The sequence below is a fragment of the Alsobacter sp. R-9 genome (assembly GCF_054612375.1).
The window spans coordinates 183,723-200,745 of record NZ_JBTSWJ010000011.1 but is presented as its reverse complement, the minus strand read 5'-3'; the positions used below and the strand labels follow the sequence as shown (position 1 = coordinate 200,745).

Genomic DNA, 17,023 nt, shown 5'->3' with positions numbered 1-17,023 from the left:
GCCATGTCCGACAACCTGTTCAGCCTCGTCCTCTCGCGCTCCCCGGAGCCGGGGAAGACCTTCATCGAGACTCATGACGGCCGGGTCGTCACCTATGGCGACATGGTCGCCACGAGCGGCCGGATCGCCCACGCGCTCGTTTCGCTGGGCGTGGGGCCCGGAGACCGGGTGGCGGTGCAGGTCGAGAAGAGCCCCGAGACGGTGCTGCTCTATCTCGCCTGCCTGCGCGTCGGCGCGATCTTCCTGCCGCTGAACACCGCCTACACGCTGGCGGAGCTCGATTACTTCATCGGCGACGCGGAGCCGCGCCTCGTGGTCGCGGCGCCGTCGGCGGCCGCCGGGATCGCCGACCTCGCACGGCCGAAGGGCGCCACGGTCGAGACGCTCGGCACCCAGGGCGACGGGTCGCTGATGACGCTCGCGGCCACGATGCCGGACGCATTCGACACGGTGGAGCGCGGGGCCGACGATCTCGCCGCCATCCTCTACACCTCCGGCACGACCGGGCGCTCCAAGGGGGCGATGCTGAGCCATCGCAACCTCGCGTCGAACGCACAGACTCTGGCGGCGCTGTGGCGGTTCACCTCGGCCGACGTGCTGCTTCACGCGCTGCCGATCTACCACACGCACGGCCTCTTCGTGGCGACCAACATCATCCTGCTGACGGGCGGGACGATGCTGTTCCTGCCGAAGCTCGATCCGGACACGGTGTTCCGGCTTCTGCCGCGGGCGACGACGATGATGGGCGTGCCCACCTTCTACGTGCGCCTGCTCCAGGATGCGCGCCTCACGCACGAAGCGACGGCGCACATGCGGCTCTTCGTGTCCGGTTCGGCGCCGCTGCTCGCGGAGACGCACCGGGCATGGTCGGAGCGGACGGGCCACGCGATCCTCGAGCGCTACGGCATGACCGAGACGAACATGAACACCTCGAACCCCTACGACGGGGACCGGGTGCCCGGAACGGTCGGCTTCCCGCTGCCGGACGTGGACCTGCGCGTCGTCGACGCGGAGACGGGGGCGCCCCTGGCGCAGGGCGAGATCGGCATGATCGAGGTGCGCGGGCCCAACGTGTTCCAGGGCTACTGGCGCATGCCGGAGAAGACGGCGGCGGAGTTCCGCGCCGACGGCTTCTTCATCACCGGCGACCTCGGCAAGGTTGACGAGTGCGGCTACGTCCACATCGTCGGGCGCGGCAAGGATCTCGTGATCAGCGGCGGCTTCAACGTCTACCCCAAGGAGGTGGAGACGGAAATCGACGCCATCCCGGGCGTCGTGGAGAGCGCGGTCATCGGCGTGCCGCACCCGGACTTCGGCGAGGGCGTCACCGCGGTCGTCGTCGTGCCCAAGGGCTCGGCCCTGACGGAAAAGGACGTCGTGACGCGCCTCGAGGGGCGGCTGGCCAGGTTCAAGCAGCCCAAGCGCGTGATCCTCGTCGACGACCTGCCGCGCAACGCGATGGGCAAGGTGCAGAAGGCGGTGCTGCGCGAGACCTACAAGGCCCTCTACCAATAACCGAGGTCCCGCCCGGCGGCGGCCGGACGGGACAGGGCGAGGCGGCGGCGTCAGGAGGCGGGGGATGGCACCGCGATTTCGCCGTCCAGAACGACCGTCGCGCCGTCCGGCATGTCGATCTCGAGCCGAACGGACCACGCGCCGCCGCGGGGGAGGGAGACGCCCGCGGCGACCCGCGGGCCTTCCGGCCCAGGCTTCACTTCGCTGCGGATGGCGGGCTGCGCGGGCTGCGTGAGCGCGACCCGGATTGCCTTGGCGGGGAGCGCCGCGAAGTCCATGGTCATCGGCACCACCGTCAGCGTATTCCCGGTGCCCGTGCGGCCGGGCGCAAGCATGACGTCGGCCATCGCCTTCGCGCCGTGCAGGTGGACGTGCAGCGGCGCCGGAGCGGCCGCGACGGCGGCGGGAGCGCCTGCCGGCAGGAGCTTCAGCGTCGGCGCGGGCTCCTTCAGGTCCTTGTGCGACTGACCCGCGGCAGGGATCTCGACCCACCGCATCGCGGCCTTCTCGCACTCCTGCACGACCGGGACGTAGAGGCTCGTCCCCGCCTTCAGGTCGGCCGAGACGGCGGCTTCGAAGGCGAAGGCCTCCTTCCTGTCGTGCGGGAGCACGCCGGTCCAGACGATTTCCGTCACGCGGCCGGGCGCGGCGTGGCCGGAATGGCCGGTCGGCTCGGCGGATGGTTCGCGGATCATCTCGACCGACCAGCCGGCCTTGGCCGGCGCGCGGACGGCTTCGAGGCCGGGCGGCAGGGTCACCCGCACCTTCAGCGTGGGCTGGCCGTCGCAGCCGTGGCCGATGACGGCGGAGCCGGACCAGGTGGCGCCGACGACGGCCTCGCCGGCATCGAGTTTCGCGTGTGCGGAGGCAAGCGACGTGGCGCACAGCAACGCGCCAGCCGCGACGATTGCGGACTTGAACATTTGGATCACCGAAGGTGGGGCGTCGGGTACCGACGCGAAGGCGAGGAACGCTGCACAGGGCAGCGGCGGACGCGGCTTCAGCCGCGCGCGGGCGGCCCTCGCTGGGCCCTCTGCGGTGACCATGCCTCGCGGCTTGGAGCGGCATCGTCCTCGATCGCCCGCAACGAGGCTTCCGCGCGCGGAGGCTCTGCGATGGGGACGGGGACGGACACGGGGGGAAACAGCGCGGGTTCAGTGACGACACGCTGCAGGCAGCAGTCGGTGCAGTCGTGGCCGGGCGGCGGCACGCCGTTGTCGCCGCCGGCGCCGTGGCCCTCGACGCAGAGCACCATGGCGGGGTCGCCGGGCATCGCCTCGGCCTTCACCACGCCGAGCGGAGCAAGGGCGAACTGGAGCACCAGCACATAGGCGAAGGCCACCGCCGCCAGCGTGCGGAGCCACCTGCCGATGCGGGAGCGCTCGAGTGCCATGCTGAATCGTTTATGAATGCGACCGGTCGCGGTCAATCGGGACTTGGTCCCTCGGTAAACGTTCAAAGGTCGCACGTCCTTGCGGCGGACCAATGATCCGGGGCGATTGCCGGGGATGGCCGGGCGGGATCAGGCGGCCGGGAGGCAGGCTGGTCCGATCGGCTCGAAGCTCTTGTAGGTCAGGATGAACTCCTGGTGGCCGAGGTCTTCGGAGCGGCTCTGCCGACCACGCGCAAGGCCGAGCACGACGTCGAGGATCTCCTCGCCCACGGCGTCGAGCGAGGCGCCCTCGTCGAGGATTCGCCCGGCGTTGACGTCCATGTCGTCGCTCATGCGCCGGTACGTCTCCGGGTTGGCGCAGATCTTCACGACGGGGGAGATGGCCGAGCCGACGACCGAGCCGCGGCCGGTGACGAACAGGACGACGTGGCTGCCGCAGGCGATGAGCTCGGCGATCTCGGCGTTGTCGTTGATGTTGGGGAAGCCGAAGCGCACCTCGCCGTCCGGCACGACATCGAGCAGGTAGAGCCCGCCGCGCGGCGGCCGGTCGCCGGGCTTCAGGAGGCCGACGATGGGGGAGGCGCCGGACTTGGCGTAGGCGCCCATCGACTTCTCCTCGATGGTCGACAGCCCGCCGTCGGCGTTGCCGGAGGCGAAGGAGCCGTATCCCAGCGTGGCGTAGTACCGTGCCGCCTTGGCCACGCTGGCCTCCAGCTCGCGACCGAGCTCGGGCGTCGCGGCGCGGGCGGCCATGATGTGCTCGCAGCCGATGAGCTCGCCCGTCTCCTCGAAGATGCAGGCGGCGCCGAGACCCACCAACCGGTCGAAGGCCCTGCCGGCAGCCGGGTTGCCGGTGATGCCGGAAGTTCCGTCGGAGCCGCCGCACACGGTGCCCACGACGAGTTCGGACGCCTCCATCGGGACGGTCGGCATGGCGTCGAGCTCGGCCCGGCGCGCCGCCACCCACTCCCGTCCCTGCGCGATCGAGGCGCGCGTGCCGCCGGTGCCCTGGATGACGATCGTCTGCACGGGCCGCCCCGAGGCCCGGACGGCTCGTTCCAGCCCCCACTTGTCGAAGCTCTCGCAGCCGAGCGACACCAGCAGGACGGCACCGACGTTAGGATGGGTGCAGAGCGCCTCCATCATCCGCTCGGCGTAGGCGTTGGGATAGCAGCCGGGAAAGCCGATGACGTGCACGCCCTGCTCGCGCAGCGGTTGGGCGATCTCGCGCGCGACATGGTGCGCGCACTCGACGAGATAGCCTACCGCGACGACGTTGCGGATGCCCTTGCGGCCATCGGAGCGCAGCCAGCCGCGCAGGCCGCCGGTCTTGCCCCGGGAGGGGAGGGGTTCGGTCATGGACGGTCCCCGTTCTGTGCGCTCGCACCCTTGGCCGTCGCGATCGTGTAGGTGGGCGTGTAGTCGCTGCGGATGTTGTGGACGTGGACGTGCTCGCCGACGGCGATGGCGGCGGTCGCCACGCCGATGGGCGCCCCGTACTTGAGGACCGTTTCCCCGGCCGCGATCGGCCGTCGCGCGATCTTGTGCGCCATGGGCAGGTCGGCGGGCACGGCAACGCGCGCACCCTCCACGCTCACTGTCTCGCCGGCGGCCATGCGGCCGCGCAGGACGAACACGTTGTCGCGCGGATCGAGCAGGATGAGGCGGGAATCTGTGGTCATGGGGGCGTCCGGACGGCACCAAAGGATGGCACCGGCCCGGGCCGGCGGCAATCGCCGCAGGCCAATTGCGCGAAATCGCGCAATGTTCAAACATGCGGTTGTCTAGGTTCAGCCACGCTGACACAGTGGCCCGACAAGGGCTTGACGGACGGGGGACGGCATGCGCAGGGGGATCGTGGCCTTGACGGCGGTGGCCGTCGCGTGGGCGCCGTGTTCAGCCGAATGGACCTTCATCAAGGCCGCGTCCGCCCAGCAGCAGCCGGCAACGGCGCCGCCCGCGGCGGCTGCACCGCCGGCCGCCGACACCGTCTTCACCCGTGCCGAGCTCGAGACGCTGCTGAAGCCGATCGCGCTCTACCCTGATCCCCTGCTGGCGCAACTGCTGCCGGCCTCGGCCTATCCGCTGGACATCGTCCAGGCCGCCCGGTGGCTCGACCGCAACAAGGCCGCCGTCGAGAAGGCCGACTTCACCGCCGCCGACGCGATGCCCTGGGATGCGTCCGTGAAGGCGCTGCTGCGTTTCCCCGACCTGATCCGCCAGCTGAACGAGAACCTCGACTGGACGAGCGACCTCGGCGACGCCTTCGTCAACCAGCCGCAGGACGTCGCGACGGTGATCCAGGACCTGCGCGCGCTCGCGTTCAAGGGTGGGGCGCTGCAATCCACACCTCAGCAGAAGGTGGTGAAGACTGTCGAGAACACCCGCGAGGTGATCACCATCGTCCCGGCCGAGCCGGAGGTCATCTTCGTGCCGACCTATGACCCGGCGGTCGTCTACAACCCGGTGGGCACCGCCGTCGTGAGCGGCCTGATCGGCTTCGGCACGGGCATCCTCGTCGGCTCGCTGATCAACAACAACTACTGGAACTGGGGCAGCGGCATCGTCTACCCGCCCGTGTGGCCCGGCTACCCGGCCTGGCGCCCGCCCTACCCGGGGTACCGGCCCGGCGTGCCGCCCTATCCCGGATGGCGCCCCGGCGGCGGCAACAACATCAACATCGGCAACGACATCAACATCGGCGGCGGCAACAACATCGGCATCGGCAACGGCAACAACCTGATCGGCAACAGCAAGCCGTGGCGGCCCGATCCGGACCGCTACCGGCCCGGCCAGGGGACGAAGCCGGGCCTTTCGCGCCCGGCCCAGCGGCCCGGCGGGGTGGCCCGGCCCGGCGACCTGACGCGGCCGACCACCTTGCCGGCCATCGAGGGCGGCCTTGGCCAGGGCCTCGGCGGTGCAGGGGGCGCTGCGATCGGCGGGGCTGTGGGGGGCGCCATCGGCGGCGCGGTTGGCAGCCGGCCCGGCGGCGTCACGCGGCCTGCGCCCGGCGACGGGCCCAACCTCGGCAACATCACGCGGCCGGGTGGCGGCGACGGTCCCGCGACGCGCCCCGGCGGCGGAGCCCGGCCCGAGACGCGTCCTGCCGTCCCGAACCGGCCGGAGACGCGGCCGGCCCCGAGCAGGCCGCAGACACGACCGGCAGTGCCCGATCGCCCGCAGGCCCGTCCCGCGCCGCGGCCGGCCCCGTCGGCGTTCGACCGCATCGACATGGGCCAGGCCGCCTCGCAGTTCGGCAACCGCGGCGCGGCGAGTCGCGCGCAGGTCTCCCGGCCGCAGGGCGGGGGCGGCGGTGCAGCCTTCCGTCCGGGCGGCGGGGGAGGCGGCGCCCCGGCCATGAGGCCTTCGGGCGGCGGACGCGGCGGCGCGGCCGTGCGCCCGGCCGGCGGCGGGGGCGGTCCCCGTGCCGGCGGCGGTGGCGGGGCGCGGCGGCGTTGAGCAGGAGGAGCAGCACCATGGCACGCATCGCCACTCTCGTCGTCGCCGTCGCTGCCGCCGCCTGGTCGGCGCCGCTCGCGGCCCAGCAGGTCTTCCCGTCCCCCGACGCGGCGTCGAAGGCGCTCGTCGATGCGGCGAAGGCCGGTGAACCCGGCTTCGTCGCGCGGATCTTCGGGCCGGAAGGGCCGGCCATCCTCGGCACCGGCGACCCGGAGCGCGACAAGGAGCGCCTCGCCCAGTTCAACGCAGCGGCTGCGGACGCCACCGCCCTGGCGGCGCGCGGCGATACCACCCGCATCCTGCAGATCGGCAGGAACGGCTTCGAGTTTCCCGTACCGATCGTGAAGCGGGGCGAGGGTTGGGTCTACGACGTCGCGGCGGGGCGCGAGGAAATCCTCAACCGCACCATCGGCGAGAACGAACTGCACGCCATCGAGGCGTGCCGGACCTACATCGCCGCGCAACGCGAGTATTTCCGCCTCGACCACGACGACGACGAGGTTCAGGAGTACGCGCAGCGCATCCTGTCCTCGCCCGGCAAGCGGGACGGGCTCTACTGGCCGCGGCAGACGCAGTGGGACATCAGCCCGCTCGAAGGCCGCATCTCGCAGGCGATCCTCGAGCGGCAGTCGAACAGGTCCGAACCCTATTTCGGCTACACGTTTCGCATCCTGAAGGCCCAGGGCCCGAGCGCCCCGGGCGGCGCCTATTCCTATGTGATCAACGGCAAGATGATCGCAGGCTTCGCGCTGATCGCCGCTCCTGCCGAGTGGGGCAAGACCGGGGTGATGACGTTCATCTGCAACCAGTCAGGCCGTGTCTGGCAGAAGAATCTCGGTCCCGGCACCGCCCGGGAGGTCGCGCGGATCAAGCGGTACGATCCAGATCCGAGCTGGACACGGCTGGACTGACCTCCCGCGCCTCGCGTCGCTCGTGGACGTCTTGGGCCCATGCGCCCGCGACGAAGGCGACCTGAAGGGCCGCCACCACGAGCCATGCCTTGATGAAGGGCCACAGGTCCGGCGAGCCGGAGACGACGTCGGACCAGATGGCGACCAGAGCCGCGACGGTGATGGCTCCCGATCCCGCGAGCAGCAGAGGGGCCCGCCCGGCGGTCCCCATGACGAGACCCATGCCGATGGCGGTGATCATCAGCGACAACATGATGGTGATCCGAAAAGTCACGACTGAAATGCCGCGACTCTGGAACCGCATCCGTAAACCGGATTTGAAGGTGATTGCGTAAGGTCGGCTACAACCACTCGATTTTCTACTGCTGTTGGTTGCTTTTTTCGACCGATCGTCTTCGATTCAACCACTTCCCGATGAATTGAACGCAGAGCGTGCGCTCAAGTTGCAGTCGGAGACGTTCGGCCCCTGTCACCCTGCCATGACCGCGCTATCCTCTGTCTGTCGGCTGCAGGAGGGGTTCATGCGCGCGATGATGCTCTCGCTGGCGGGTGCGGCCGCCATGATGCTGGGATGGGGCGCGGCCGCGTCCGCCCAGACGTCCGACCCCTGCATGGGGCTTGTATCGGACCGCGGGGCGCGCATCCATCGGGCGGCGCTCGGTGCCGGCGAGATCGGCATCACCTTCGTGGGTCATGCGACCTTCCTGCTGGAGAGCCCCGGCGGCATCCGCATCGCGACCGACTACAACGACTACGTGCGTCCCTCCGTGGTGCCGGACGTGGCGACGATGAACCACGCGCACGGGACCCACTTCACCAGCCGGCCCGATCCGGCGATCCCGCACGTGCTCAAGGGGTGGAACCCGGAGGGCGGCGCGGCCCGCCATGACCTCGCCGTCGGCGACGTCCGGGTGCGCAACGTGCCGACCAGCATCCGCGACTGGGGTGGCGGAACGGAGCGCGACGGCAACTCCATCTTCGTGTTCGAGATGGCGGGCCTGTGCGTCGCGCATCTCGGCCACCTGCATCACACGCTGCTGCCGGGGCACCTCAAGCTCCTCGGCCACATCGACGTTCTACTGGTTCCCGTCGACGGGAGCTACACGCTCGACATGGAAGGCATGTTCGAGGTGATGAAGTCGGTCAACGCGCCGCTGATGATCCCGATGCACTTCTTCGGCCAGTCGACGCTCAATCGCTTCCTCAACCAGGCGCAGGCCCACTGGCCGGTGGAGAGGTCGCCGACCGCCTCGATCACCGTGACGCGCGAGACGCTCCCGACGTCACCGAAGATCCTCGTCCTGCCGGGATCCTGATCCGCGCCGGCCCGGGGCCGGCACGGCGGCGTTGAAGCCTGCCGCCCTGCGGCGTATGACGGCGGGGCCGGCCCAGCCCGCGCTGGAGCGGCCGCAGACCGTCGATCCGTCCCCGTTCATCACGGCCGCCATGACCCCATCGCTCCGCTGCGCCGCGCTCGCGGTCGCCCTTCTTCCCGTCCTCGTCGCGCCGGCTGCCGCCCAGCAGGCCAGCAAGCGGGTGGAGGACCTCCTCGCGCGCATGACGCTGGAGGAGAAGATCGGCCAACTCAACCTCGTCTCAGGCCACCATGCCGTGACGGGGCCCTACACCCGCTCGGACGTTCGGACGGCGATCCTGAAGGGGGAGGCGGGCGGCCTCTTCAACGTCTATGGCGCCGAGTACACCCGCGGCCTGCAGGAGATGGCGACGAAGCAGACGCGCCTCGGCATTCCCCTTCTGCTCGGCTTCGACGTGCTGCACGGCTACCGGACGATCTTTCCCGTCCCGCTGGCGCAGGCGGCGACGTTCGACCTCGCGGCCATCGAGCAGGTGGAACGGATCGCGGCGACGGAAGCCGCGGCGGCGGGGGTGAACTGGCTCTTCACGCCCATGGTCGACCACTCGCGAGATCCGCGCTGGGGCCGTGTCGTGGAGGGCTCGGGCGAGTCCGCGTGGCTCGGCGCCCGTATCGCCGAGGCGCGGGTGCGGGGACTGCAGGGCGCCTCGCTGAAGGCGCCGGACAGCGTCGCCTCCTGCGTCAAGCACTACGCCGGCAACGGCGCCACGGAGGGCGGGCGCGAGTACAGCGGCGGCGACATCTCCGAGCGCGCCCTGCGCGAGCAACAGCTCCCGCCGTTCAGGGCGGCGGTGCAGGCGGGCACGCCGTGCGTGATGGCCGCCTTCAACGCGGTCGACGGAATCCCCGGCGTCGCCAACGACCGTCTCCTGCGCGACATCCTGCGGCGCGAGTGGGGCTTCCGCGGCGTCGTGGTCTCGGACTTCGGCGCCATCGAGGAGCTGATGGTTCACGGCGTGGCGGACTCCAATGCCGAGGCGGCGCGGCAGGCGTTCCGGGCCGGCACGGACATCGACATGGAGAGCCGCACCTACGTCACGCAGCTCGCCGCCCTCGTGCGCGACGGGAAGGTCCTGCCGAGCGAGGTGGACGACGCCGTCCGTCGCATCCTGACGCTCAAGGAGGATCTCGGCCTGTTCGACGACCCCTACGCCCGGTCGGTGCCCGAGCGCGAAAAGGCGACCGTCGGACGTGCCGATCATTTCCAGGCGGCTCGCGCCATGGCCGAGAAGTCCATGGTGCTGCTGAAGAACGCCGGCGACGTGCTGCCCTTCTCGCCGAAGCTCAAGCGGGTGGCGGTGATCGGGCCGCTCGCCGACGGCAAGGCGGACACGCTCGGGCCTTGGGCCGCCAACGGCAATCCCGACGACGCCACGACGCTGCTCGCCGGGGTCCGTCGGGTCGTCGGCGACGAGACGGAGGTGACGTACGCCACGGGCGGGGCCATCGACCGTTCGAGCCCGGCAGACATCGCCGCCGCGGTCAAGCTTGCGGCGCGGGCCGAGGCGGTCATCCTCGCGCTCGGCGAGCGCTCGACCATGAGCGGCGAATCCGCGAGCCGTTCCTCGCTCGACCTTCCGGGCGACCAGCTGGCGCTGGCACGCGCCGTCATCGCCCTCGGCAAGCCGACCGCGGTGGTCCTGTTCAACGGACGCCCGCTGGCGATCGAGGATCTCGACCGCGAGGCGCCCGCCATCCTCGAGGCGTGGTTCCCCGGCAGCGAAGGTGGCCTCGCCGCGGCCCGCATCCTGTTCGGGCTCGCCGAGCCGCAGGGCCGCCTGCCGATGACGTTCCCCCGCAACGTCGGGCAGGTGCCGATCCACCACGATGCACGTCCCACAGGCCGGCCTGCGGGCCCGATGCCGAAGCCCTACACGACCGGCTACCAGGACGTGGGGCCCTCGCCGCTCTATCCGTTCGGCTACGGGCTCACCTACACGACCTTCTATGTCGGCACGCCGCGCCTCGACCGCACGGTCATGCGGGGCGGGGAGACGGCGACAGTCTCCGTCGACGTCATGAACAGCGGCCCGCGCACCGGCACCGCGCAGATCCAGGTCTACATCCGCCACAAGGTCGCGCGGGTCTCGCGGCCGGTGAAGGACCTGCGCGGCTTCGGCAAGGTGACGCTGCCGCCGGGCGGCGTCGGAACCGTCCGCGTGACCCTCACGGAGCAGGATCTGGCCTTCTGGCAGCCCGAGGGACGCATGGCGCCGCCGGATGCCTCGACCATCGAGATCATGGCGGGCCTCGACTCCGCCACGGTGAAGTCGACGATGCTGGAATACAGGGCGGCCCCCGCGGCGCGTCAGGCGAGCAATGCGCAATAATACATACATCGATGTAAAATAACTTATATACACAGTTTATGACGGAAAATACTTGTTTTCCCACTTGAAGTGCGTATCATCGCCAGCGTGGCCATTCCGGCTCGCGGAGATGTCCGATGACGCAGGCGTTCGACGTCCAGTCTCCCGTGGCCTTCGCTGCCGGTTCTGCTCCCACGCGGCTGGCGACCCGGTTCGCGGGCATCCTGCGACGCCTCCTCACGGACGGGCTCACGGCCGACGCCTTCCTGGTGCTCCAGGGCGGCATGTCGGTGGCCGTCCTGCTGCGTCGCCCGGGCGGAGAGTACGTCACGGTCTCCCGCGTCGAGGGTACGGCGGAGCTTGAGGGCAGGGCTTTCGCCGAGCCCGAGCTCGCCCGCGACGCGGTCGCGCGCCATGTCGGGCAGGGCGTGACGCTCGCGCCCGTCTGGTATAGCTGATCCCCATCCCCCACGCGTTCGAGGCGCCTCCCGACGGAGGCGAGATTGCATGTCCATCCGCAACGGCATCGCCGACGCCATCGGCAACACGCCCCTGATCACCCTGAAGCGCGCCTCCGAGCGCACCGGCTGCCGGATCCTCGGCAAGGCCGAGTTCATGAATCCCGGCCAGTCCGTGAAGGACCGGGCCGCGCTGTTCATCATCGAGGACGCGGTTCGCCGCGGCGCGCTGCGGCCGGGCGGCACCATCGTCGAGGGCACGGCCGGCAATACGGGCATCGGGCTGGCGCTGGTCGGCAATGCGCTCGGGTTCCGGACGGTCATCGTCATCCCCGAGACCCAGTCGCAGGAGAAGAAGGACATGCTGCGGCTGGCCGGCGCCGAGCTGGTCGAGGTGCCTGCGGTGCCCTACGCCAACCCGAACAACTACGTGAAGGTATCCGGCCGCCTTGCGGAGCAACTCGCCGCGACCGATCCCAACGGCGCGGTGTGGGCCAACCAGTTCGACAACGTCGCCAACCGGCAGGCGCACATCGAGACGACCGGCCCCGAGATCTGGCGCCAGACGGACGGCAAGGTCGACGGCTTCATCTGCGCCGTGGGCACGGGCGGCACGCTGGCGGGGACGGCGATGGCGCTCAAGGAGCGCAACCCCAAGGTGGCGATCGGCCTCGCCGATCCCATGGGGGCGGCGCTCTACAGCTACTTCACGACCGGCGAGCTCAAGTCGTCCGGGTCGTCCATCACCGAGGGCATCGGCCAGGGGCGGATCACGCGCAACATCGAGGGCGCGCCCATCGACGTCGCGTTCCAGATCCCGGACGAGGAGGCGATCCCGATCGTCTTCGACCTGCTGGAGCACGAGGGCCTGTGCCTCGGCGGCTCGTCCGGCGTGAACGTCGCCGGCGCGATCCGGCTGGCCGAGACGCTCGGGCCGGGCCACACCATCGTGACGATCCTGTGCGACTACGGCACGCGCTACCAGTCGAAGCTTTTCAATCCGGACTTCCTGCGCGCGAAGAACCTGCCGGTGCCGGAGTGGCTTGTGAACACCCGCGGCATCAAGGCGCCGCTGGTCTAGCGCCAGCGTCGCAACGGCGGCCGACGACCTAGGGAAGGCCGGCGGCCCGCAGGGCCTCGGCTTCCGATGCGACCATCGCGTGGTTGCGCCGGAACTGGGTCTTCAACCAGCCCTCCACCGTGAAGGAAGGCCTCAGGCCGAGGAGCCGTTCTGCGGTCTGCCGGGCGAGGTCCGGCCGGTCCGTCTGCTGGTAGGCGATCACGAGATCGGTGAGCCCGAACCCGGCGCTTCGCTTGTCGAAGGCCTTGAAGGCCGCGATCGCCTCCTCGAACCGTCCGGTCAGCCGGTAGGCATTGCCGAGGTGGCCTAGGTAGTTGGCGGGGTAGTTCGGGCTCAGCTGCATCGCCCGCTCGATCAGCGGCACGGCCTCCTGCGGGTGTCCGGCGCAGGAGAGGATGAAGGACGCCATCGTGGCGGCGTCGGCCGAGCCCGGCGCCGACTCGACCGCCTTGCGGACGTGGTGGATGGCCTTCGGCCAGTCACCCTCGATCATGTTCAGCATGCCGAGCGTGACATGGGCGTCGGAGTGGTCAGGATCGACGCGCAGCGCCTGTTCGGTGAAGTCGCGCGCCGAGGCTGTGGCGGCCGCGCGCTCCTGCCACCAGCCGAAGCGGGCGTCGGCGCAGTGCATGAAGCCGATCATCGCATTGAGGGCGGGGGAGGCAGGCTCGAGCTCCCGGGCCTTCTGCCACAGCGCCAGCGCCCGGCCGCAATTGTCCTTGGTGATGGCGGTGCGGTAGAGCGTCAGCCCCTGCATCCACAGCGACCATGCCTCGACGTTCGACGTCGTCGTGTAGTGGCGCCGGGCCTGCTCGCCTTCGGTGAGCTTCACCTGCATCTCCGTGGCGAGCACGAGCGTGATCTCGTCCTGCACGGCGAAGATGTCGTCCAGCGGGCGGTCGTAGCGTTCCGCCCACGCGTGCGATCCGGTGCGCGTGTCGACGAGCTGGGCGGTGATGCGGATGCGGTTGCCGGCGCGCCGCACGCTACCCTCCAGGACGTGGCGCACGCCGAGCTGCCGGCCGGCCTCGCGCACGTCCACGGCGCGGCCCTTGTAGACGAAGCTGGAGTTGCGGGCGATGACGCGCAACCCCGTCAGCTTGGACAGGGTCGTGATGATGTCCTCGACGAGCCCGTCGGCGAAATACTCCTGCTCGGGGTCGCCGCTCATGTTCTGGAAGGGCAGCACGGCGAGCGACGGCAATTCCGGCATCGCCAGCTCGGGCGCGGGGGCCGGCGTCCCCGCCGGGACGTCGAGGGCCGAAACCTCGGCGATCTCGAGGCGGAACAGGCGCATGGGGGCGGCGATGTTCTTCAGCCGCACCTCGCCGGCGTCGGCGAAGGCGGCGCCGACCTTGCCCTGTACCTGCCGCCAGACGTCCTCGGAGATGGCCACGCCGCCGGGGTCCGCGACGCCCTCCAGCCGGGCGGCGATGTTGACGCCGTCGCCGAGCAGGTCCGCGTCATCGACCACGACGTCGCCGACGTGGATGCCGATGCGCAGCGTCATCCGCCGGTCGGCCGGCAGGCCGGCGTTCCGCTCGGTCATGCCCTGCTGGATCATCACGGCGGATCGAACTGCTGCCACCGAGCTCGAGAACTCGGCGAGGAGCCCGTCGCCGGTGGACTTTATGATCCGGCCGCGCGCGGCGAGCAGGGTCGGGTCGATCAGGTCGCGGCGATGGGCCTTGAGCGCCGCCAGCGTTCCTTCCTCGTCGATACCGGTCATCCGGCTGAAGCCGACGACGTCGAGCGCGAGTATGGCGGCGAGGCGGCGTTCGAGGGGGACGGCGTCCGCGGAGGGCGCGATGGAAGCGCCGCGGTCGGGGGATTGCTCAACCATGGAGGCGCCACGCCGTGTCGGAGGATCAGCAGGCCGTGTGAACCAAAGAATCCACGCGTCCCGATTGTCCATCAGTGTGCGGTGTCACCTTCAGCTTGGCAACGTGGAGCACCGCCGGGGTCCGGTCTCAGCCGGCCCGGACCCTGCGCCAGCGCGGACCGGGTGCCGTCTCCGGCACGGCCGCGGGCTGGTAGTGATGTGCCACGCCGCGCACGCGGCCCTCCCGCAAGGCGCGGATGGTGGGCTCGTGGGTGATTTCGAAGCTGTCGAAGCCGCAACGGCGCATGAATGGGATCTGGTCGTGCAGCACGTCACCCACGGCGCGCAGTTCGCCGGCGAAGGCATGACGCTCCCGCAGAAGGCGCGCCGTCGAGTAGGCGCGCCCGTCGGTGTAGCGCGGGAAACGCAGCGCCACGAGGGCGAAGCGGCCGACATCGGCCTCGATCCCGTCGAGGTCCTCGCCGGCCTCCAGCATGAGGCCGAGCGGCGCGTTACGGGCCCCAAGCTGGTCTCGCTGCGCCAGCCAGCGGGTCTTCGAGACGATCGCCGGTCGATCGGTCGGGACCGGCTCGCCGTCGGGCACCGGGATGAAAGCGTCCTCGCCGAAGCCGTCGCGTCCAAAGAGGGCCATGGGTCGGTCTCCGTCAGGCGGCTTCGGTGGCGGGAGCGTCGGGGTAGAGCGCCGTCTGGAACGGCGCTTCGCCGAGCCGGCGAACCGCGTCGATGAAGCTCTCGGCGGGCGACAGGCGCAGGCGCAGATAGGTGTCGACGACCGTCTCCACGGCGTCGACGATCCCGTCCGCCGGGAAGCCGCGGCCGAGGATGGTGCCGATGGCCGTGTTCTGGTCGGCCGAACCGCCCAGCGTGATCTGGTAGAACTCCTCGCCCTTGCGCTCCACGCCGAGGATGCCGATGTGCCCCACGTGATGGTGCCCGCAGGCATTGATGCAGCCCGAGATCTTGATCTTCAGGTCACCGATCTGGCGCTGCCGGGCCTGGTCGGCGAAACGCTCCGACAGGCGCTGCGCCACCGGGATCGAGCGGGCGTTGGCCAGCGCGCAGTAGTCGAGGCCGGAGCAGGCGATGATGTCGGTCACGAGGCCTGCGTTGGCCGTGGCGAGGCCCGCCCGCTGCAGGGCGGCGAAGAGGGCAGGGACGTCGTCCAGCTTCACGTGCGGCAGGACGAGGTTCTGCTCGTGGCTGACGCGCGCCTCGTCGAAGGAGTAGCGCTCGGCGAGGTCGGCCACGGCCTCCATCTGCTCTGCCGTCGCGTCGCCGGGCGGACCGCCGATCGGCTTTAACGAGACGGTGACGCAGCCATAGCCGGGCTGGCGGTGCGGCGTGACGTTGCGCGTCACGAAGGCGTCGAGGTCCGCGTCGACGCGCCGGCCACGCTCGAGGGCCGCGGACGTCGCCGGCAGCGTCTCGAAGGCCGGCGGCGCGAAGTAGGCCGCGATGCGTTCCACTTCCTCGCGGGGGACGGTCAGTTCGAGGTTCTCGGCCTTCAGGGCCTCGTACTCGACCTCGATGTCCTGCTTCAGTTCCTCGATGCCGGTCTCGTGGACGAGGATCTTGATGCGCGCCTTGAACTTGTTGTCGCGGCGTCCGTACAGGTTGTAGACGCGCAGGATCGCCGTGCAGTACGCGAGCAGCTCGCTCTCGGGCAGGAAGTCGCGGACCTTCTTCGCGATCATGGGCGTCCGGCCCTGCCCGCCGCCGACCCACACGGCGAAGCCGACGTCGCCCTCATCGCTGCGCTTCACCTCCAGCCCGATGTCGTGCACCTGGATCGCGGCGCGGTCGTTCGGGGCTCCGGTGACGGCAAGCTTGAACTTGCGCGGCAGGAAGCTGAACTCCGGGTGCAGCGCCGACCACTGCCGCAGGATCTCCGCGTAGGGGCGGGGATCGGCCACCTCGTCGGCGGCAGCTCCGGCGAAGTGGTCCGCGGTGACGTTGCGGATGCAGTTGCCGGAGGTCTGGATGGCGTGCATCTCCACCTCTGCGAGGTGGCGCAGGATGTCGGGCACGTCCTTCAGCGCGATCCAGTTGAACTGGAGGTTCTGGCGCGTCGTGAAGTGGCCCCAGCCGCGGTCGTACGTCCGCGCGATGAAGGCGAGCTTGCGCAGCTGCCGCGACGACAGCGTGCCGTAGGGAATGGCGATGCGGAGCATGTAGGCGTGCAGTTGCAGGTACACGCCGTTCATGAGCCGGATGGGCTTGAACTGGTCTTCGGAGAGGTCGCCCGACAGGCGGCGCGCGACCTGGTCGGCGAACTCGTCGACACGCTCGTGGACGAAGGCGCGGTCGAACTCGTCGTAGCGGTACATGGGCGGGCCTCTCAGGCGGCGTCGGCTTTGGGGGCGACCGGGGCGTCGGCGAGTGAGGGCACGGTCGGCCCCTCCAGCCGAATGCGCTCGCGCCAGCGCACGGGGACGAGGCGTCCGTCCTCCCGGATCACCTCGACGAGGTAGGGATCGACCGCCTCGATGGCGCTGGCACGCGTCACCTGCGGAAGGAGGGCCTCGGCCTCCGCCTGCGACGGTATGACGAGCGCCTCGTCGAGACGCGTCGTCCAGCCGTCGGCGGTCCGATAGATCGCCACCCCGCTGAGCGTGTCGTTCGCAGAGACCACGAGGAGGGTCGCGGAACGCGGCTTCTTCATCATCGTCGGCGTCTCCG

16 protein-coding genes are annotated in these 17,023 nt (G+C 70.4%); 7 read left to right on the top strand and 9 right to left on the bottom strand.

The annotated features are described in order from the left end of the window. Nucleotides 1-3: 3 nt before the first annotated feature. Entirely contained in the window at nt 4-1,515 is a 1,512-nt protein-coding gene (locus tag ACX9GQ_RS18230; protein ID WP_459630999.1) for a malonate--CoA ligase, read from the top strand. Nucleotides 1,516-1,565: 50 nt separating this feature from the next. On the opposite strand, the gene ACX9GQ_RS18225 is transcribed toward ACX9GQ_RS18230, so the two are convergent. The 4 genes from ACX9GQ_RS18225 to ACX9GQ_RS18210 form a co-directional block, all read right to left on the bottom strand. Further along, nucleotides 1,566-2,438 carry a YcnI family copper-binding membrane protein gene (locus ACX9GQ_RS18225; RefSeq protein WP_459630998.1) on the bottom strand — a complete coding sequence of 291 codons (873 nt, stop codon included), beginning with the start codon at nt 2,436-2,438 and terminating at the stop codon, nt 1,566-1,568. Nucleotides 2,439-2,515: 77 nt separating this feature from the next. Beyond that, nucleotides 2,516-2,908: a hypothetical protein gene (locus ACX9GQ_RS18220; RefSeq protein ID WP_459630997.1), complete on the bottom strand. Its 393-nt coding sequence runs from the start codon at nt 2,906-2,908 to the stop codon at nt 2,516-2,518. Nucleotides 2,909-3,037: 129 nt separating this feature from the next. Next, nucleotides 3,038-4,267, bottom strand: coding sequence for a UxaA family hydrolase (locus tag ACX9GQ_RS18215; RefSeq protein ID WP_459630996.1), 1,230 nt, complete (start codon nt 4,265-4,267; stop codon nt 3,038-3,040). Next, on the bottom strand, nt 4,264-4,590 hold the full coding sequence (locus tag ACX9GQ_RS18210; RefSeq protein WP_459630995.1) for a UxaA family hydrolase: 327 nt from the start codon (nt 4,588-4,590) through the stop codon (nt 4,264-4,266). Before ACX9GQ_RS18210 ends, ACX9GQ_RS18215 begins: the two co-directional genes overlap by 4 nt. A 160-nt stretch (nt 4,591-4,750) precedes the next feature. Here ACX9GQ_RS18210 and ACX9GQ_RS18205 point away from each other — a divergent pair, with 160 nt between their 5' ends. Together ACX9GQ_RS18205 and ACX9GQ_RS18200 are read left to right on the top strand one after the other, a co-directional pair. Continuing rightward, nucleotides 4,751-6,367 carry a DUF3300 domain-containing protein gene (locus ACX9GQ_RS18205; RefSeq protein ID WP_459630994.1) on the top strand — a complete coding sequence of 539 codons (1,617 nt, stop codon included), beginning with the start codon at nt 4,751-4,753 and terminating at the stop codon, nt 6,365-6,367. Between the two features lie 17 nt (nt 6,368-6,384). Next, nucleotides 6,385-7,278, top strand: a complete 894-nt coding sequence (locus ACX9GQ_RS18200) for a DUF2950 domain-containing protein (RefSeq protein ID WP_459630993.1) — start codon at nt 6,385-6,387, stop codon at nt 7,276-7,278. On the opposite strand, the gene ACX9GQ_RS18195 is transcribed toward ACX9GQ_RS18200, so the two are convergent. Then, nucleotides 7,235-7,531: a hypothetical protein gene (locus ACX9GQ_RS18195; RefSeq protein ID WP_459630992.1), complete on the bottom strand. Its 297-nt coding sequence runs from the start codon at nt 7,529-7,531 to the stop codon at nt 7,235-7,237. The two genes, ACX9GQ_RS18200 and ACX9GQ_RS18195, sit on opposite strands and share 44 nt — an antisense overlap. A 268-nt stretch (nt 7,532-7,799) precedes the next feature. Here ACX9GQ_RS18195 and ACX9GQ_RS18190 point away from each other — a divergent pair, with 268 nt between their 5' ends. The 4 genes from ACX9GQ_RS18190 to ACX9GQ_RS18175 all read left to right on the top strand — a co-directional run bounded on the left by ACX9GQ_RS18190 (nt 7,800) and on the right by ACX9GQ_RS18175 (nt 12,501). After that, a complete protein-coding gene (locus tag ACX9GQ_RS18190) occupies nt 7,800-8,594 on the top strand; it encodes an MBL fold metallo-hydrolase (RefSeq protein WP_459630991.1) in 795 nt (264 codons plus the stop codon). 31 nt (nt 8,595-8,625) lie between these two features. Then, a complete protein-coding gene (bglX, locus tag ACX9GQ_RS18185; protein WP_459630990.1) occupies nt 8,626-10,983 on the top strand; it encodes a beta-glucosidase BglX in 2,358 nt (785 codons plus the stop codon). Between the two features lie 116 nt (nt 10,984-11,099). Beyond that, nucleotides 11,100-11,420: a hypothetical protein gene (locus ACX9GQ_RS18180; RefSeq protein ID WP_459630989.1), complete on the top strand. Its 321-nt coding sequence runs from the start codon at nt 11,100-11,102 to the stop codon at nt 11,418-11,420. A 49-nt stretch (nt 11,421-11,469) separates the two neighbouring features. Then, the gene (locus tag ACX9GQ_RS18175) at nt 11,470-12,501 is read left to right on the top strand and encodes a cysteine synthase A (protein ID WP_459630988.1); all 1,032 of its coding nucleotides are present in this window, start codon (nt 11,470-11,472) and stop codon (nt 12,499-12,501) included. A gap of 28 nt (nt 12,502-12,529) precedes the next feature. Here the strand turns inward: ACX9GQ_RS18175 and ACX9GQ_RS18170 are convergent, their stop codons facing one another. From ACX9GQ_RS18170 to ACX9GQ_RS18155, 4 genes are all read right to left on the bottom strand, one after another. Next, on the bottom strand, nt 12,530-14,344 hold the full coding sequence (locus ACX9GQ_RS18170) for a tetratricopeptide repeat protein (protein WP_459630987.1): 1,815 nt from the start codon (nt 14,342-14,344) through the stop codon (nt 12,530-12,532). A gap of 127 nt (nt 14,345-14,471) precedes the next feature. Next, complete coding sequence (locus ACX9GQ_RS18165) at nt 14,472-14,975, bottom strand: DUF934 domain-containing protein (RefSeq protein ID WP_459630986.1); 504 nt, start codon at nt 14,973-14,975, stop codon at nt 14,472-14,474. 13 nt (nt 14,976-14,988) lie between these two features. Beyond that, the gene (locus ACX9GQ_RS18160; RefSeq protein ID WP_459630985.1) at nt 14,989-16,671 is read right to left on the bottom strand and encodes a nitrite/sulfite reductase; all 1,683 of its coding nucleotides are present in this window, start codon (nt 16,669-16,671) and stop codon (nt 14,989-14,991) included. A gap of 11 nt (nt 16,672-16,682) precedes the next feature. Next, nucleotides 16,683-17,009, bottom strand: a complete 327-nt coding sequence (locus ACX9GQ_RS18155; RefSeq protein ID WP_459630984.1) for a DUF2849 domain-containing protein — start codon at nt 17,007-17,009, stop codon at nt 16,683-16,685. Between the last annotated feature and the right edge of the window lie 14 nt (nt 17,010-17,023).

Bases quoted from the DNA above. Each gene is read 5' to 3' on its own strand.
- ACX9GQ_RS18225 (WP_459630998.1), bottom strand. From the start codon at position 2,438: ATGTTCAAGTCCGCAATCGTCGCGGCTGGCGCGTTGCTGTGCGCCACG.
- ACX9GQ_RS18155 (WP_459630984.1), bottom strand. From the start codon at position 17,009: ATGATGAAGAAGCCGCGTTCCGCGACCCTCCTCGTGGTCTCTGCGAAC.
- ACX9GQ_RS18215 (WP_459630996.1), bottom strand. From the start codon at position 4,267: ATGACCGAACCCCTCCCCTCCCGGGGCAAGACCGGCGGCCTGCGCGGC.
- ACX9GQ_RS18160 (WP_459630985.1), bottom strand. From the start codon at position 16,671: ATGTACCGCTACGACGAGTTCGACCGCGCCTTCGTCCACGAGCGTGTC.
- ACX9GQ_RS18175 (WP_459630988.1), top strand. From the start codon at position 11,470: ATGTCCATCCGCAACGGCATCGCCGACGCCATCGGCAACACGCCCCTG.
- ACX9GQ_RS18180 (WP_459630989.1), top strand. From the start codon at position 11,100: ATGACGCAGGCGTTCGACGTCCAGTCTCCCGTGGCCTTCGCTGCCGGT.
- ACX9GQ_RS18190 (WP_459630991.1), top strand. From the start codon at position 7,800: ATGCGCGCGATGATGCTCTCGCTGGCGGGTGCGGCCGCCATGATGCTG.
- ACX9GQ_RS18230 (WP_459630999.1), top strand. From the start codon at position 4: ATGTCCGACAACCTGTTCAGCCTCGTCCTCTCGCGCTCCCCGGAGCCG.
- ACX9GQ_RS18170 (WP_459630987.1), bottom strand. From the start codon at position 14,344: ATGGTTGAGCAATCCCCCGACCGCGGCGCTTCCATCGCGCCCTCCGCG.
- ACX9GQ_RS18200 (WP_459630993.1), top strand. From the start codon at position 6,385: ATGGCACGCATCGCCACTCTCGTCGTCGCCGTCGCTGCCGCCGCCTGG.
- ACX9GQ_RS18165 (WP_459630986.1), bottom strand. From the start codon at position 14,975: ATGGCCCTCTTTGGACGCGACGGCTTCGGCGAGGACGCTTTCATCCCG.
- ACX9GQ_RS18210 (WP_459630995.1), bottom strand. From the start codon at position 4,590: ATGACCACAGATTCCCGCCTCATCCTGCTCGATCCGCGCGACAACGTG.
- ACX9GQ_RS18195 (WP_459630992.1), bottom strand. From the start codon at position 7,531: ATGTTGTCGCTGATGATCACCGCCATCGGCATGGGTCTCGTCATGGGG.
- ACX9GQ_RS18205 (WP_459630994.1), top strand. From the start codon at position 4,751: ATGCGCAGGGGGATCGTGGCCTTGACGGCGGTGGCCGTCGCGTGGGCG.
- ACX9GQ_RS18220 (WP_459630997.1), bottom strand. From the start codon at position 2,908: ATGGCACTCGAGCGCTCCCGCATCGGCAGGTGGCTCCGCACGCTGGCG.